The sequence below is a fragment of the Pseudomonas sp. RT4P38 genome (assembly GCF_054897765.1).
Window position 1 is genome coordinate 3822095 of the sequence record NZ_CM142703.1, and the last position, 14362, is coordinate 3836456.

Sequence of the window (14362 nt, forward strand, 5' to 3'; positions counted from 1 at the left end):
AATAATCCAGTGGGGTTAGCTTAGGCTTGAATTGAAGTACTAAAAGGTCAGTAACCGTTCGACGCTTTGTTCAATGCTTCGACGATTCGATCCCTCGTAAAACTGGTTGCCCATGCGGTTCCGACGTTCAACAAGCCTGCTGGAGATTTGTTATCTTGAGCAAGCTTGATGGCTGTAATTTTGAGCTTAACGTCAGTTTTTTTGGCTCTTTCGATTTCCCACTTCATCCAGTCGCTTTCATGACTTTTTTCACCGACAAGTACCAGGATGTGGGTCGCTTCCATCATCATCTTCGTCAGCGCGGTTTTTACCACACCCGCATTGGTGCTGTTAATAGCTACGTCCGGCCCGCGACTGTCAAACTCGAAATCGAAATCTTTGTTGGCATCCCAAGCTTGCAGCAAACGCTTGTAGAGAACGTCTTCCGAGTGGTCGTAACTGATAAAAACCTTATGCTTAGCCATTAATACACTTCCCTTTGATTGTAAATTTATTAGATAGGAACGTTAACCGAACAAAATGCCTGACAGCCACACCGAACAACCATGCACAGATTCTCACGCAGCTGTTTTAATCAAACAGACACGAATAATCCGCAGCAAGGAGCGTATGTAATTATTGGATGCAGATGAAACCGACCAATTTACGTAGTCATGCAGAGGGATTTCGAGGCCAAGCATGACACCCATAATCCCACAATGACAGAAACCGGCGCGAAATCAACACCCACCAGGCATCGATAGTCGTTTTTTTGAGAAAAGCTGTCGTTACTGAGAGTATCCTGACCTTGGAGATAAGTTTGCTTTGCTTTCACCAGTTCGGAGCACCCGAGACTTCTGCTCCGGCGTCACAAGAAGTCGAGTGTCTGGGCGCTTGTTACTCATCAGTATCCAGTAAATCAGCCGCCTCTAAACGGCTTACGACACTGATCAAGGCTGCTTCACCGTCCGGTTTACCCCGACAGGTCATCTTCAAGACAAATCGAATTCTGTAGAACTCATCGATACTGTTTGAGATGTAGATGTCCATGTGAAGGTCGTTGACCCGGACCGACCGCGGAGGCATGGGCTTCATTTCGAATTTACAGTTCAAGGCCGGCATCCATTTACCACCAGCGACCGTGACGGCATCCAGCTCCCGATAAGTAGCATTCGGGGGAGGAGGAAAACCGGAGGTATCAGTTGCCGTCAGATACCATTTAATGGGCTCCCTGGTGGTGTTATGTATGCTCAATGTCCCGTTGGCCACGTCAAAATCGAGCGCAATGCTGGGCGCAAGGGGCTGGAACGGCGAAACCTTGCTGAAATCATCACTGCGGTCCCGCAAAATCCGATAGCTGAAAATCAGCTCGTCGATTTCTGAGCCTCGGGATTGGTCTGCGATGTATTCGATTCTTACGAGAGCATAAAAACCCAGATGGTTTTGTACGACAAACAGCGAACCGACGTGGGGACTGAGGTTGGGCGATGAGAAATCTAATGAGGCCGCGCCCGTTACATCTGAACACTCCCAGGCACCAGGAGCAAAGGCCAAGCCCCGAACTGTTGGGGTGTCGTTGTAAATATGAATCGACTCGCTGCTTGCTCTGCTGAAGTGAAGCTCAAAACTCCAATCCCCTGAACCTATGGTGTGTCGACCTCCATAGCTGCCGTAGCCGAACCGCACAGTTTTCGCGTCTTCAGGGCTGAATGGGGGCGCCACCACGCTTGCCTTCTGAGTCGACAGGTCTACACCCAGTTTCTTGCATATCAGCAAGGCAAGCTGCTCAGGTTCGAAATTCTTGGCTTCAATGTAAATTTCGCTGGGCGGCATACCTGGGACTTTGACGCGATCGAAAACCACTTGGAGCACGGTGTCATCGTTGCGCTCAAGGCGCGAGGCCAAGACCGCACACCGTTCGACCTTGCACCAAGGTTTGGCGACATATTCATTAGATACGAACATAACCACGTACCGCGCATCGGTACCGTAAATACCGTCAAGTGACACGATGCCATCCGTTCCCCACAGAAGAACGGCTTCATCAGTATCAAAAAAGCAGCTCACCCCGAACCCTTTCAATGACCGGGCAACGCGCTCGACATAGCTGCGTTGCTCACCAGCAAACGAGAGAGCAACTTCGTACTTGAATGATTGTTCTGCGGTCATCGTGAATCTCGACGGGTGATTACAGCGGATCGTACACATTAATCTTGAGGTGTGGGCTTACGCCAGTGGCTGGATTGTCATTTCCCAACGCACGGCGCCCGTCGACGTCCTCGTCGAGCGGAGGTTTTTCAGAATGCGGGGAGAGTAAACACAACAAAGAGCCAGCATCCGCGAGCACCAGGATGAATCGGTACGAGTTGGGCAAGCGGATGCCAGACCCCGAATTAGTCGAACGCCTAGCGGCAGAATTAAACCTGCCCGCCGCTTATTTTAACGCGGTCGATGATGCCGAGGCTGATCTTTTGCAGCGTTACTTTAGACTTACCAAAGAAGGCGAAGACAAGCTTAATAAATACTTGGCAGTCTTAGTCTAATCCCGAAGCAGAGCCTTGAGGCCATGCGAGCCGCGGTATCGCGTTACTCCTTCGTTAGTGGTGTATTTGCAGCCTCGTTTTACATCAAACATTTTGGGTGCAACGGCGCGGAAAATCGGGACACAAACCTGCTTGTTTGCGCTCTGTCTCGCCCTACCCGTTAAAATACGGTCAGTAGCGATCTCCATCGACGTAAAATCCAAGGTTGTTGAGCACATGGTTTAGCGAGCCTACGATTCTGGATTCTGCACGGAACTCGGCTGCGGTGTACGACAAAGCCACTGCGAGGCGAAGCTGCTCCTCTCCGATACTCGAGGGTTCGAATGACCACACCTGGATCTTCGCAACGCTACTATCGTTGTGATGAAAATCGTCAATAAGCTCAGCGCTGGACGACATTGCCTTCCACTTCTCCAGAGAAGTGCCGTATGTCCGCTGCGGCCAATCCGCAAGCATCGAGCGCTTGTCCAAGAATGTGTCGCCTACACACTCCAGCGAAGGCTTCAGATTTCGCACGGTGACGTCAAACAATCTCGGTGAAGAGACGTAGCTTCGAACCTCATCCAGGTCGATCAGCGAATCGCCGCATTTAAGCTGCTTGTGCAGGACTTCAATCAACCTTTCGCGGTTCGCCATGCTGTATCTCATCGGTCAGTCCCCATAATGGATCTCGCATCGCGGGTGGTGATAATGCATTCGTCGATTTGGGGCGCGATCACCGCAGATGGCACAAATGTGAACCGAGGCTGATTCCGCAAGGTTGAAAACCCCTTCGACAAAATCATCACCACCTTGATAATAAATTCTCAACCCTCCAAATTTTTCCTTCACCTCCACGACGGTCACCTCGCCACAGCCTGGGCTGATATCTGTTCGTGCGGAAACGAGGGCGAATGCATGGTTGAGGATATCGAACCAACCATCACCACATTCGAACCCCCAGAAGAAGTGATCGTTGATGATCGTGGCATTCGGGAACAGCGACAGGTTTGGCTTGCAGAGCAAATGCTCGCGGTCTGGGCTCATTGGGGACTTCTACCTGACTGGCCATATGATTTTTCCCACCGGCTGTGTATCAGCGGAAGGAATTGGATAAGTACTCCCACTCGCAACCTGGTAGGAGTATTTGCTGCACTCTTCACCCGGAATGACGATCAGCTTTGAAAGCGTTTCCATCCGCCACTCGTCCATACCGTTCAACCATCCGGGCGATACAAGCTGTACGCCACTGACGAAGGCAGTGTCCGAGTCCGACTGCACCAAGCTCAGCAGGCCCATGACATCTGGGATCAAAAACTGCTGAGTGCACACGCATTCGGCATCGCCATCCTGAAAATACTGGTGGGTCACATAAAACCACTCGCGATTTTCGGACTGAGCGATGAAGGCCCAGTGAGTCGTGCTGAGCCCGAAAGACGGCAGCACCGGCAGCCTCGCCGCCTCATAGGTTTCAAACATATAATTTCTCGAAAAGTAGAAATGAGCAGTATAGTGCGTGGCATTATAGTGCTCATTTCATGCTTCATCATCTCTTTTATGAGATGAGAAAATGGAACTGAATGCTGCATTTGCTAACGCGCTGAAAAAACTACGAAAGCGACGGAAGCTCACTCAGGAGGATTTTGTATCGGTAACGAGTCGCGGCTACATGAGCCAGCTTGAGAGAGGTATGCGATCGCCCACGCTGGATAAGGTTGGAGACCTCGCGGCGGTTATGAGCGTCCATCCAGCAAGCCTTGTGATTGCAAGCTACTTAGAAGCTTCGCCGTACGAAGATCTTAATTCGCTCATTCAGCAGATCCAGGCAGACCTTTCTTGGGGCGGACTTGAGAATGACGAGACGGACCTGGACGATTAGGCTGGGGTGGTATTCAAATCTGCGCGGATCCGATGAGACATTCAAATGATCGATTACATCAATGACCTTGAAGAGACCGAGCCGCTTCCGAAATTGCTCATGGGAATGCTTGAGGCCAAATCAGATTGGTCGACGAGTTCAAAACTCATGCGTGATGGACTGCCCGCCTCCCTCTTCAATGACCTGAGTACGCTGATCGGACTAGCGCCCAGCAAATTGGCTCGACTCATTGGTGTAAAACCGTCCGCCCGCAAACGATGGTTAAAGAAAGGTGTCCTGAATTTGAAAGAAAGCGACTATTTCTTTCAAACCGCAATCGTCCTCTACGCCGCGCTAGGCCTGTTTGGAGGAGACAAATTAGCTACGCAGGAGTGGCTGAATCGACCTGCCCTGGCCTTGGACCAGAAGACGCCAGCGGAGCTGCTATCCACCTTCGTTGGTATGAAATTAGTAGAGACTTTCATTTGGAAGATCGAAAACGGAGTCGCGGCGTGAGCGTTAGGTCAGTTTTCCCTCCGAAGGTATGAGGAAATTACACGCGATTGAGATGCAGAGCTTTTTGTTTCATCTGAGCCTGAAGGCAAACGATCGTCCTTTCATCCTGAGCAGGCATTCTCAATGGATCTATACGGCCATTCTCATCGACTGGGGCAACCAAATGCCGCGACGAGCCGAACCCTAGAATTCGGAGTGCTTTTAGAATAGTGATGTGCGTTTTCTCAGACACCACAACTCGAATCTCGGGGACTCCGAACAGGCCATTTTCATCTAGATTCCAGCCTGCTCGAATGAGGAGTGCACGTCGAGCTGCCGTTAGGCATGTAAGACTGCATGCCGTGGCAGACGTACCGAAAGCGAATATTGCCATGGCCAAGGCCGAACTAGCGTAAGCGTCCGAGCTACACCGTCTTGCAACTCAAATCTTAATCCGTTTAAACCACTGGTTCACGCGCTCGCACTCAAATGCCGCTGGATCAAAAACATCTCCATACCATTCAACCATCGCGTCATGCTCTGGATGATCGGGGTTGGCCATCGCTTCTAGAAACTCCTCATAGCCAGGCCCGCCTCCTACGTCTTCCGGTGGGCAAGCATTGGCGCCGTCGATGCAATACGGAACCTGAGGACAGGCAATAGCAGGTAGCATTTTTTCGACCTTGATACGGTGATGCCAACTGTCACCAAAGTCGTAAAGATAATTAAATGTCCGCTTTCCGTTCAGCGCCTTGATCAGCGTTTTACGGGCTTCCGGGTTCACCGTCGGCCCCCAGCCATCAGGATCGGGAATACCGTAATTCTCACCGGCAATTTCAAACTCATGCAGATGGCTATCACTCCAGCCCATCACGACCTGGATGACATGGTGCAGTTTGCCCAAGGTAATATTTTCAGGCACCGCGAACCGACGCCAGATCGTCGGAGTGATCCACTTCAGCTCAATGTGCAGCAGCAACAAGTCGGAGGCGGGTTTGGGTAAACGGACAGTTTTAACCATGGATCAGGCGGCCTCGCAGTGTTCAGTGTGGTTCAAAGAAATGTTCCAGGGCAGCAACTCGCTCACCCGATTGATCGAGTGTTCGGCAATGCGCTCAAGCACGTAGGTCAGATAGGCCTGTGGATTTAACCCGTTTAACTTGGCAGTGCCCACCAGGCTGTAAATCGCAGCCGCTCGTTCTCCGCCTGCATCGGAACCGGCAAACAGGTAATTTTTTCGACCCAATGCGACGGCGCGTAACGCGCGTTCGGCGGCATTGTTGTCGATTTCGATTCGGCCGTCATTGCAGTAACGCGTCAGCGCCTGCCACCGGTTGAGGGCATAGAGGATCGCACCGCCCAATGCCGATTTTTTCGACAGTTGAGTCAGCGTCTGGTTAAGCCATGCGTGTAGTTGTTCCAGCAGCGGACTGGCCCGGCTTTGTCGAACCGCTTTTCTCTGATCTGGCGGCTGTCCTCGGATCTCGCTCTCGATGGCATACAGGGCCGCAATCCGTTGCAGCGCCTCGCTGGCAAGTGGTGAAGCCTGATCTTTGTAGACATCGTAAAACTTGCGGCGGGCGTGAGCCCAGCAGGCGGCTTCCTGAATGGTGCCTTTAGCATAAAGCTGAGCAAAACCGGCGTAGCCGTCAGCCTGCAAGATCCCGCTGAAACTCTTGAGATGAGCGCGGGGATGTTGCCCCTTGCGATCCGGCGAGTAGGCAAACCATACCGCTGCCGGTGTTGAGTCGCCCGCAGGTCGGTCGTCCCGCACGTACGTCCACAGGCGAGCCGTTTTGGTTTTGCCGTTGCCCGGCGCAAGTACACCAATCGGCGTGTCGTCGGCATGGACTTTATGGCCGCTCAGGACATGGCGTTCAAGGGCGCTGATCAGCGGCCTGAGTAATTGACTGCTCTGGCCGACCCAGTCGGCCAGGGTTGAGCGCTCCAGCTCCACGCCCTCACGGGCGTAAATCTCGGATTGCCGATACAGCGGCAAATGGTCAACAAACTTGGAGACCAGCACGTGGGCCAGTAGCCCAGGGCCTGCAAGGCCTCGGGCTATCGGGCGACTCGGTGCCGGCACCTGAGCGATGTGCTCGCAGCAGCGGCAAACCAGCTTCGGGCGAACATGGCGGATCACTTTGAAACGCGCCGGGACGTACTCCAGCACCTCCGACACATCCTCGCCCAAATGGCGAAGTTTCCCACCGCAGCCAGAACATTTTGATTCAGGCTGATGGACGTGAATTTCGCGAGGCAAGTGTTAAGGTAATGGCTTGCGCCGAGAGACAGGGCGAGATGGCGGTTCGGTTGGCGGTGTCAGTTCAGTCTGGCTGACTTGCAACTCTTCAAGACTCAGTTGGAGCTGATCGATCATCGCGTCCAGTTGCTCGGAGCTGCGACCGAACTGCATACGACGCAGCTTGGCGATCATCATTTTCAAACGCTCAATCTCTGCCCGCTGGGCAGAGACCAGAGCCTTCAAGGCTTGAAGATCGTTAGGCAGGGAGTCGGTCGCGAGAGTCATGACCGAATGTTACTTGGGATTTTTTCAGCGTGGCAAGTCAGACCGCGAGGACGGGCGCTGTACGAATTGGCCTGCGCCAATCAATGCCTTCCAACAGCATCGACAACTGCGCAGCCGTCAGCGACACGCTGCCGCTGGTTGCTTGCGGCCAGACGAAGCGCCCTTGTTCCAGCCGTTTGCAAAACAGGCACAACCCGTCGCCGTCCCACCATAGCAGTTTGATCCGGTCACCGCGCCGTCCGCGAAAAGCAAAGATCTGACCCGAGAAAGGATCGGCTTCAAGCTGAGTCTGCACCAGCGCGGCTAAACCGTCGAAGCCACGGCGCATGTCCGTGACGCCGGCGGCGATCCAGATGCGGGTTCCAGCAGGAGGAGCAATCATCGCAGTAACTGCTGCAAGATGAGTTGCAAGGTCTGCGGTTCTGGCGTGCCAGTGATGCGTAGCGTGGCTTTACCCACTTCAACAACCAGCTCGGAATGAAACTCGAATTGAGGCCGGGCGGCTTGCGAGACATCCGGCGACGCCTCGATCACCTGGACAGGCAAAAATGTTGCACTCTGGTTAACCGGGCCGAAGGCTCCTTCCTGATACTGGTGCCGCCAGCGAAACACCAGGTTGGCATTGACGTCATGCTCACGAGCGATCAACGACACGGAGGCGCCAGGCTGAAACGTGGCCTCAACGACCTGGCGTTTGAAGTCCAACGGGAAGTTGGGGCGGCGGCCGGTTCGACGAGCGGGGGCAACTGTATCCAAGATAGTGTCCACTAAAAAATGGTGTCCACTATCTTGGCCAATTTGGAGGGCTGTCAGGAGAGGGTGCTGGCCGGACGGTTACGAACTAGCCTAATCTGACTAAACAGCAAAAAGAAGGGCGGGACAAACAACTTGCCTGCCCTTTTGTTCCGGGATTTTAAACCTAGTCAGCAACTGGCTTGGTTGGAAACCAGTTCGAACGGCACTCTAGAATTCAGAAATGATATTTCGCCGCCTACACGCCCTCGGGCACTCCAAAAGTGCCCGAATTTTTCCGTGAGTTGGTGCATCGGCCCGCTTACAGACTGTCACTTGGTGGGGTGGACACTTCGCTTGGCGATAAGCTATTCGCGCTCCTGAATTATCCTCTCCACCCCTGTCACGATGGCTTTGGCCACCTTCGGTGTGACCGCCGCCTGGGTATGGACGACATCGTTTCTTATATGGGCCCAATTCATGATTTCAGGTTTTGAACTAATAGGAATGAGCCCTTGCTCCGCAGCCTGATCGACCAGATGCCTCAAGCTCATGGGCCTTCGAACATCGGACCATGCACTTTTTTGCATTCGCTCCCTGAGCATCGCTTCCAGGTGCGTCATCGCCGCAATTACCGCCGCTCGATATTCCTTAGCCTCCAATAATCTTCTCGCCTCTGACCCTCTAGAATGCTCTCCATCTGGAACGATGCGTCGCAAACTCTGGATCAACTGATCTACAAATTCATCCGAATCGCCTAGCCATGACTCTTGTCGATGCAGCACTTGAAATTCCGCAGCGTCTGCTGGAATCTGTTGGTAATCTTTGACAACCAAGATGAGTTCGAATGGTTTGGAGTCTTTGCTCTTGCGCGCCAGCGCCATCCGCAGTTCGGCAAAGGTCCATGACGATGATAACTCTATAACCATAACTGCGGAGCGATCGATCAGCGCCTCAATTTTTGCGCTGATGTTGTCACCAGGAGCCACTACGTCATCCGCAGTAACAGGCACAAGCCCGATGGCTTCCACCGCAGGAAAAACACGCTCACGGTAAAAAGGTAACAAGTCCAGCTGGACAGAAAAAAAGCAGAGCCGTGTTGCTGCGCTTCTGGGCAGCGAAAGCTCTCTAAGCGGCTTTTCTTCTGTGACTTTGCTGACGCTAATCACCTTCTCCATGACAAGCTCTCGCAGCTCGGCAAATGCGTCGGCTAACACGGCACCGTAACGCTCCCTAGTCCCCGGAAGATTTATCACCTTAACGCCACGCCGCTCGAACCTTGCAACATCGGACGGTTTGGCTCCTACGACGATCGTGTACGCCATTCTGCGCATGCGCCCCAAGCGCTGAGACACAACGTGCCACATCTGGCGAAAGTCCGGGTCATCCAGACTGTAGCCGATCAAAACAGCTGTTTTTGTGATCAGCAGATTCGAGAGGTATGTAGCGAAAAGTGGGTAGTTTGCCAAGAATCCGTCGTAGTCAGATTCGGTGACCACCATCCTATTGGGGTGATGCAGGTCGCCGTGCAGCTTCAGAAGAGCGGTCCCAGCCTTGGATGCGTTAAGCGACAGCTGCTCTTCCTCCAAAATGGGATATACGACCCTAGGCTCCAATCGATACTGATGCTCTAAAAGGAAATCAAAATTGGTGGTGCAAACAATATCGAACGGTATAGAGCAAAAGCTGCGATGTGCCTCACCCGGCTGCGCTTCGTGAAGAAGTAATATCTGCGATAACCGATCCATCAGTCGTGCCCGGCCAAATTCGTGCTCATAGGCGGAAATTGCATCAAGCGGCCCCGTAGAACTGAAGTCCGCGAGATCGGATTCTAGAATCTTTCCAAGCTCCCCCCAAAGCGGGGGCCGCGCTCCAGAGGGAACGTGCGCGTTCAACGACATCCCCGCGCCTACGATGGGCAACCAACGGCCGGAGACAAGATCATCCAAAACCGGTTTCGGGAAAAACTGTAGGTACTTCGTGGCCATCCTTGCGCCCCCAGTGAATATTTGAGTAATCAAAATGTGGCGAGCGGAATCGAATTTTCGCGTTCCGTCAAACCGTTTTAGTTTGGATAAAATTGTGCGAACTCAAAGGTGCTCGCCTGCATGGATCATAAGGACTAAATGGGCAGAACTGAGACCACATCGAAATATCTAAACTTCCGCTTCTTCGCCTCAGCTTTGGCTTCCTGCTCAGCAGTTAGAGTACTGAGCGTGTTCGCATCAAAGACTAAGACCTCTACTTTTCCTTCGAATTCTCTTGTTACGTGCAGCGTTACTCGCAGTTTAGGCGACAGAGGCTTCGATGCGGGTCGACTAGGCGGCCGACATTGAAGCTCCACCTCAGGCTGCGACGCGGGAGGAGGTGTTGTCACTGACGGCTCTGACTGGGCTTGTTTCGACGGGCCAAATAGCGCCTGGCGCATCTCCTCCTCACTCAACTCTACTGCCATTTATGGTCACCCTATCGTTAAGTTGTGAAATCCCCAACGGTGACGAAGACAGTCAACGTCCGAGTTGGCAGAGTGAGACGGACACATAATATTTTTCCACTCAGGCCTTTGCATCGACGCTTTCGTTTCGCAGAAAAATGACATCATATTTCAACCAGTAAAAAATTACGGGAGCTATTATCACTCCATTTATCAGAAGGCCAATATCTCGGAAGCTTTCAGCAAAGCTTCTGGAATCAGATCCACGCTAGTGCTCTCGGGTACCCCGCTATCCCCTGGCCGCTTCCCTCGTGAGAGGGGCAATATCATTAAAGTTGATATACCTTCTTAGCGGGCAACCCCAATTCCGATTAACAGCTTTTACCTATTTGGGGCAGCCAAGGCTGACTAACCCGAATGCGAGCTTCGCCCTCTAGGCGTTTTTCAGAATACCAGCGGCCCCTGCCACATCCCCCGATTGAATCATCTGAAAGAGCCCACGCTCGATGTCAACGACTCGAGCGGAAGGTAAATACGCTTGAGCGATTTGACCGAGACGCTCGCACCAGACCTCATAAGCATTCGAATTCACGATGGTCGTGGGAATGCTGGTCAAGTCCTCTTTAATTTCACCTAACACGGTATCTTTGTGAACTCGATGCATTTGCATGATCTGCCTGTCCAGTGTCGCCGAGCGGATAGGATCAAGATACATGCGAATCTTGCTTGCAAATGATACCTTCGAAAACTGCGGCAGCTTCAGACGTGCGATGTCGTAAAGCGCTGGGCGCCGGTGCTTTGCAAACAACGCCGATGCCTGTTCAAGCTGTGCATCTGTGACAGCAGACCGGAAGCGCTCCACACGAACTACAGCCAGCCCTCCCATTTGCGTAAATCCCCAATACAAAATATTCGACAGGCCATCTTTTACATCTACCAGTGATGAGCTGAGCAGCTGCTGCCGAATGCGAGTCTCCAACTGGGCCATAGAAAGGCCGATGACTGGGGTTTGGGCTAAGAAGTCAAAGTGGGCCGTCGGAAACGAGTAGCCATTGACTGCGTCACTTAATTTTTTCACTTGAAGCGAGTCGAGCGGCATCACCTGTTCCTTTGGTGTGTTCATGATCAAAGTCGAGGACTATACCGTCCCTCATTGGGATGACAACTCACTGTCGTAGATCTCAAGAGCCTGTTTCAAGACACCTCGAATGTGATCCCTTAAATGGCGTGGGGCGACAACTTGGATGTCTCCAGCGTTGCCCAGAAGGAACAAACGTAGCCCCTGCGTATCGGCTATCTGACACTTGAGCATCCAACTTTCTGCACTCGGAGTGATCACCTGCCCCTCTGCTAGCGGGTTTTCGCTCAAGCGATTGTGTAGGTTATCGCTAAGGCTGAGTTCGATATCGATTGGCCCGACACTGTGGATCGTCATGAGGTCCTTCTGAACCTCCACGGAGCCAAAGTCGTAGGCGGTTCGCTCAGGTATTTCCATCCAATGGGTCTTAACTTCCACCATCCGGTGAAGCATAAGCGCACACGTCTTCCCAGGACCATTGCTGCTGTACTTGCCACGAGGCGCATCAGCAGGTGGCTCGAGCCCCTCAGGCCACTGCTCCTGGTGAACTAGCGCGGTGAGGTAAATGTTCGAATCCTGGTATGAAAGGGCAAGCGGCTTCAGCCGATACCAGCACGTCTCAGCGTTACCGGCATCTCTCGGGCGATAAACAATGTCCAGGCTGATGACGCCATCGAGCAGCGCCTCCTGAATGACTCTCAGGTGCTCTTCCTTGTACGCGCCTGGCTTGAGAACCGTGAACCGGGTTCCGGTAGTGATGCGGCCTTCTGCAACCAGGTCGCGATGGGTCTTCTTCCACAATTCCGTCGACGCATACTCTCTGAGCTTCGTGAGGTCCTCGGTGTCCGACCGAAAGCCGAAACGATCAGCGTGCTGGAACATGGCGGTGAGGGTCATGCACTCCATGGGAGACAAGGTCAAATCAACACTTCCTCGCCCCTCGGCCCACAACAGTGACTTCGCGGTTGGATCCTTGGGAAGCGGTTTTACCAAACCTGGCCGACCCGCCATGGCGACAAGATCCCGACGAGTCGTTCTAATCGAATAAGGGCCGAACTGCTCCTCCAGGACGCTGTGTAGCTGTTCAGTCTTCTGCGCTGTGGTTGCGTCCTGAAGCAATTTCCGCAGCGCCTTTCGACGTCGCTCCCGGTCTGGAGCAGAGTATTTCGACCCGGCCAAAGAAAAATTCCTTTTATCAAAATGAGGACAAAATATGGTCCTACCAGTGAATAACATCTCCTCGTTGGCACGCAATCTTGCGCTTAAATCGCCAACCCACTGGAGCATCAAATGAAGACCCAACAGACCTACGCTACTCTTCCCCATGTCGCTGACTTCATCACTTGGCTGGCTGCCGAGCTTGATTCCAAGACCCTGTTTAAGCACGAATACATTGATCGCCGTAACGGCGCCAAGTGGTCCTGCGAAAGCCTGTTTGGCGCCTATGAGTCCTACCGTTGGAACTTCCCTGGCAACGAGCGCTTGGGATACAAATCCGGCATTTCTGCCGCAGCCAATGCTGGAGCCCTCGAAGCACTGCGCGAGGATATCATCGCCGCCGGCAGCGATGACGCACCTATGCTTCAAGCGGTCATCGATATCATGGCCTGGGGCGGCGTCATCGCTCGCAACGTAGACTGGCTCAAGGCCAACAAAAATGGCCTTGGCCGCACGATCCAGGCGGTGCAATCGGCATTGATGACGGGTGATGAACACTCGCCCGTACTGCGATCCAAAGCATTGCGATTCAACTCGGGGATGACCAAAGTGTATTCCTTGTTGTGCCCTGGCATCTGCATCTATGACAGCCGAGTCGCAGCGGGCCTTGGGGCGTTGGTCGTTGAATACTGCAAGGCGAATGCCTTGGCTAAAGTACCTGATGCTTTGTGCTTTCCATGGGCCGCCGCGAAGGAAGGTACGAATGCAATAGCCCCTAAGCGCCGCAACCCAAGCACTCGCACCTTGCACTTCAAACGCCTGCGATCCGGATCCCACCATGCGCGCTGGAACCTGCGCGCCAGCTATGTACTGAACCAAGTCGCAGAGCGTGCTCGTTTACTCGATACCCAGTTCCGCAACGTCGAGCAGCCTGAAAACATTCGGATGGCCATCGAGAATAGCTTGTTCATGCGAGGCTACGACCTGGGTGCAGAAAACCTCTGACTCAATGCCCGATATCCGCGTCCGCTTGACTAACTGGCAGTGAGATTCCCATGGACGATACAACGGAGTTGGAAAATTTGATCCTGCGGCTTGCCAAGGGTGGCATCGCCTCACCGGCGCTTCGCCGAGAGGTGATGTCGGCCCATCCAGGCCTACGAGACAGCAAGTATTTTTCCGCGCTGCTGTCGCTCCAAGATCGCGGACGATTAACCGGCCAGGAGATAACCGGTGTCTGGGTGTTTACTTCTGTTGCAGAGGTACACATGGATGACAACCAAGAGTGCAGCTCGGAGTTTGCAGAGATGATTATTGCGACAGATTGCGGTGATAAATGGCACGAGATCGATGTCGACGAAATGATCGCTCAGTTAGACGACATGATTCAGAAAGCACGAGCGCGGAAGTCACCGTAAAGCTTCCAGTGAAGGCCGCAACAATATTGCTGTGATGAGATATTAGGGTCGATCCAACACAAAAAATCCCCAGGCCAAATAGCTCTGGGGATTTTTCATTTACACGTGGATGGTCACCCTTTCGGTGAATTGACGCTTACACCCGAACCGGAGCCCGC

The 14362-nt window shown here is 53.0% G+C and carries 17 protein-coding genes and 1 pseudogene; 5 read left to right on the forward strand and 13 right to left on the reverse strand.

Annotation, left to right across the window (positions count from 1 at the left end; genetic code table 11):
- Positions 1-47 precede the first annotated feature (47 nt).
- Entirely contained in the window at positions 48-464 is a 417-nt protein-coding gene (locus ACYZT7_RS17670; RefSeq protein ID WP_462037566.1) for a TIR domain-containing protein, read from the reverse strand.
- A gap of 412 nt (positions 465-876) precedes the next feature.
- Positions 877-2148: a TIR domain-containing protein gene (locus ACYZT7_RS17675; protein WP_462037567.1), complete on the reverse strand. Its 1272-nt coding sequence runs from the start codon at positions 2146-2148 to the stop codon at positions 877-879.
- A 182-nt stretch (positions 2149-2330) separates the two neighbouring features.
- On the opposite strand from ACYZT7_RS17675, the gene ACYZT7_RS17680 reads away from it, so the two are divergent.
- Positions 2331-2522, forward strand: a complete 192-nt coding sequence (locus ACYZT7_RS17680) for a hypothetical protein (RefSeq protein ID WP_462037568.1) — start codon at positions 2331-2333, stop codon at positions 2520-2522.
- A 171-nt stretch (positions 2523-2693) separates the two neighbouring features.
- Here ACYZT7_RS17680 and ACYZT7_RS17685 read toward each other — a convergent pair whose 3' ends face one another.
- From ACYZT7_RS17685 to ACYZT7_RS17695, 3 genes are read right to left on the reverse strand one after another with little or no spacing between them, the layout of a single operon-like run.
- Positions 2694-3158 carry a hypothetical protein gene (locus ACYZT7_RS17685; protein ID WP_427630134.1) on the reverse strand — a complete coding sequence of 155 codons (465 nt, stop codon included), beginning with the start codon at positions 3156-3158 and terminating at the stop codon, positions 2694-2696.
- Between the two features lie 15 nt (positions 3159-3173).
- Positions 3174-3548 (reverse strand): hypothetical protein, encoded by a 375-nt coding sequence (locus ACYZT7_RS17690; protein WP_462037569.1) that lies wholly within the window; start codon positions 3546-3548, stop codon positions 3174-3176.
- A gap of 9 nt (positions 3549-3557) precedes the next feature.
- A complete protein-coding gene (locus tag ACYZT7_RS17695) occupies positions 3558-3980 on the reverse strand; it encodes a hypothetical protein (protein ID WP_462037570.1) in 423 nt (140 codons plus the stop codon).
- A gap of 91 nt (positions 3981-4071) precedes the next feature.
- Between ACYZT7_RS17695 and ACYZT7_RS17700 the strand changes: the two genes are divergently transcribed.
- Both ACYZT7_RS17700 and ACYZT7_RS17705 read left to right on the forward strand, forming a co-directional pair.
- A complete protein-coding gene (locus tag ACYZT7_RS17700; RefSeq protein ID WP_462037571.1) occupies positions 4072-4380 on the forward strand; it encodes a helix-turn-helix domain-containing protein in 309 nt (102 codons plus the stop codon).
- A gap of 45 nt (positions 4381-4425) precedes the next feature.
- A complete protein-coding gene (locus ACYZT7_RS17705; RefSeq protein ID WP_462037572.1) occupies positions 4426-4875 on the forward strand; it encodes an antitoxin Xre/MbcA/ParS toxin-binding domain-containing protein in 450 nt (149 codons plus the stop codon).
- A 421-nt stretch (positions 4876-5296) separates the two neighbouring features.
- On the opposite strand, the gene ACYZT7_RS17710 is transcribed toward ACYZT7_RS17705, so the two are convergent.
- From ACYZT7_RS17710 to ACYZT7_RS17745, 8 genes and pseudogenes are all read right to left on the reverse strand, one after another.
- Complete coding sequence (locus ACYZT7_RS17710) at positions 5297-5875, reverse strand: plasmid pRiA4b ORF-3 family protein (protein ID WP_034112255.1); 579 nt, start codon at positions 5873-5875, stop codon at positions 5297-5299.
- A 3-nt stretch (positions 5876-5878) separates the two neighbouring features.
- A pseudogene (gene tnpC / locus ACYZT7_RS17715) lies at positions 5879-7384 on the reverse strand (IS66 family transposase).
- Positions 7385-7421: 37 nt separating this feature from the next.
- Complete coding sequence (gene tnpB, locus ACYZT7_RS17720) at positions 7422-7766, reverse strand: IS66 family insertion sequence element accessory protein TnpB (protein WP_020723502.1); 345 nt, start codon at positions 7764-7766, stop codon at positions 7422-7424.
- Positions 7763-8140, reverse strand: coding sequence for an IS66-like element accessory protein TnpA (tnpA, locus tag ACYZT7_RS17725; protein ID WP_158243614.1), 378 nt, complete (start codon positions 8138-8140; stop codon positions 7763-7765). The genes tnpB and tnpA overlap by 4 nt, the downstream gene beginning before the upstream one ends.
- A 344-nt stretch (positions 8141-8484) precedes the next feature.
- Positions 8485-10104 carry an SIR2 family NAD-dependent protein deacylase gene (locus ACYZT7_RS17730; RefSeq protein ID WP_462037573.1) on the reverse strand — a complete coding sequence of 540 codons (1620 nt, stop codon included), beginning with the start codon at positions 10102-10104 and terminating at the stop codon, positions 8485-8487.
- A gap of 134 nt (positions 10105-10238) precedes the next feature.
- Positions 10239-10571 (reverse strand): hypothetical protein, encoded by a 333-nt coding sequence (locus tag ACYZT7_RS17735; RefSeq protein WP_462037574.1) that lies wholly within the window; start codon positions 10569-10571, stop codon positions 10239-10241.
- A 412-nt stretch (positions 10572-10983) separates the two neighbouring features.
- Positions 10984-11673, reverse strand: a complete 690-nt coding sequence (locus ACYZT7_RS17740) for a hypothetical protein (protein ID WP_462037575.1) — start codon at positions 11671-11673, stop codon at positions 10984-10986.
- Between the two features lie 27 nt (positions 11674-11700).
- Entirely contained in the window at positions 11701-12525 is an 825-nt protein-coding gene (locus ACYZT7_RS17745) for a WYL domain-containing protein (protein ID WP_462037576.1), read from the reverse strand.
- 393 nt (positions 12526-12918) lie between these two features.
- On the opposite strand from ACYZT7_RS17745, the gene ACYZT7_RS17750 reads away from it, so the two are divergent.
- Both ACYZT7_RS17750 and ACYZT7_RS17755 read left to right on the forward strand, forming a co-directional pair.
- On the forward strand, positions 12919-13791 hold the full coding sequence (locus ACYZT7_RS17750) for a hypothetical protein (protein ID WP_427630147.1): 873 nt from the start codon (positions 12919-12921) through the stop codon (positions 13789-13791).
- A gap of 50 nt (positions 13792-13841) precedes the next feature.
- Positions 13842-14204, forward strand: coding sequence for a hypothetical protein (locus ACYZT7_RS17755; RefSeq protein ID WP_462037577.1), 363 nt, complete (start codon positions 13842-13844; stop codon positions 14202-14204).
- Positions 14205-14362: the final 158 nt, after the last annotated feature.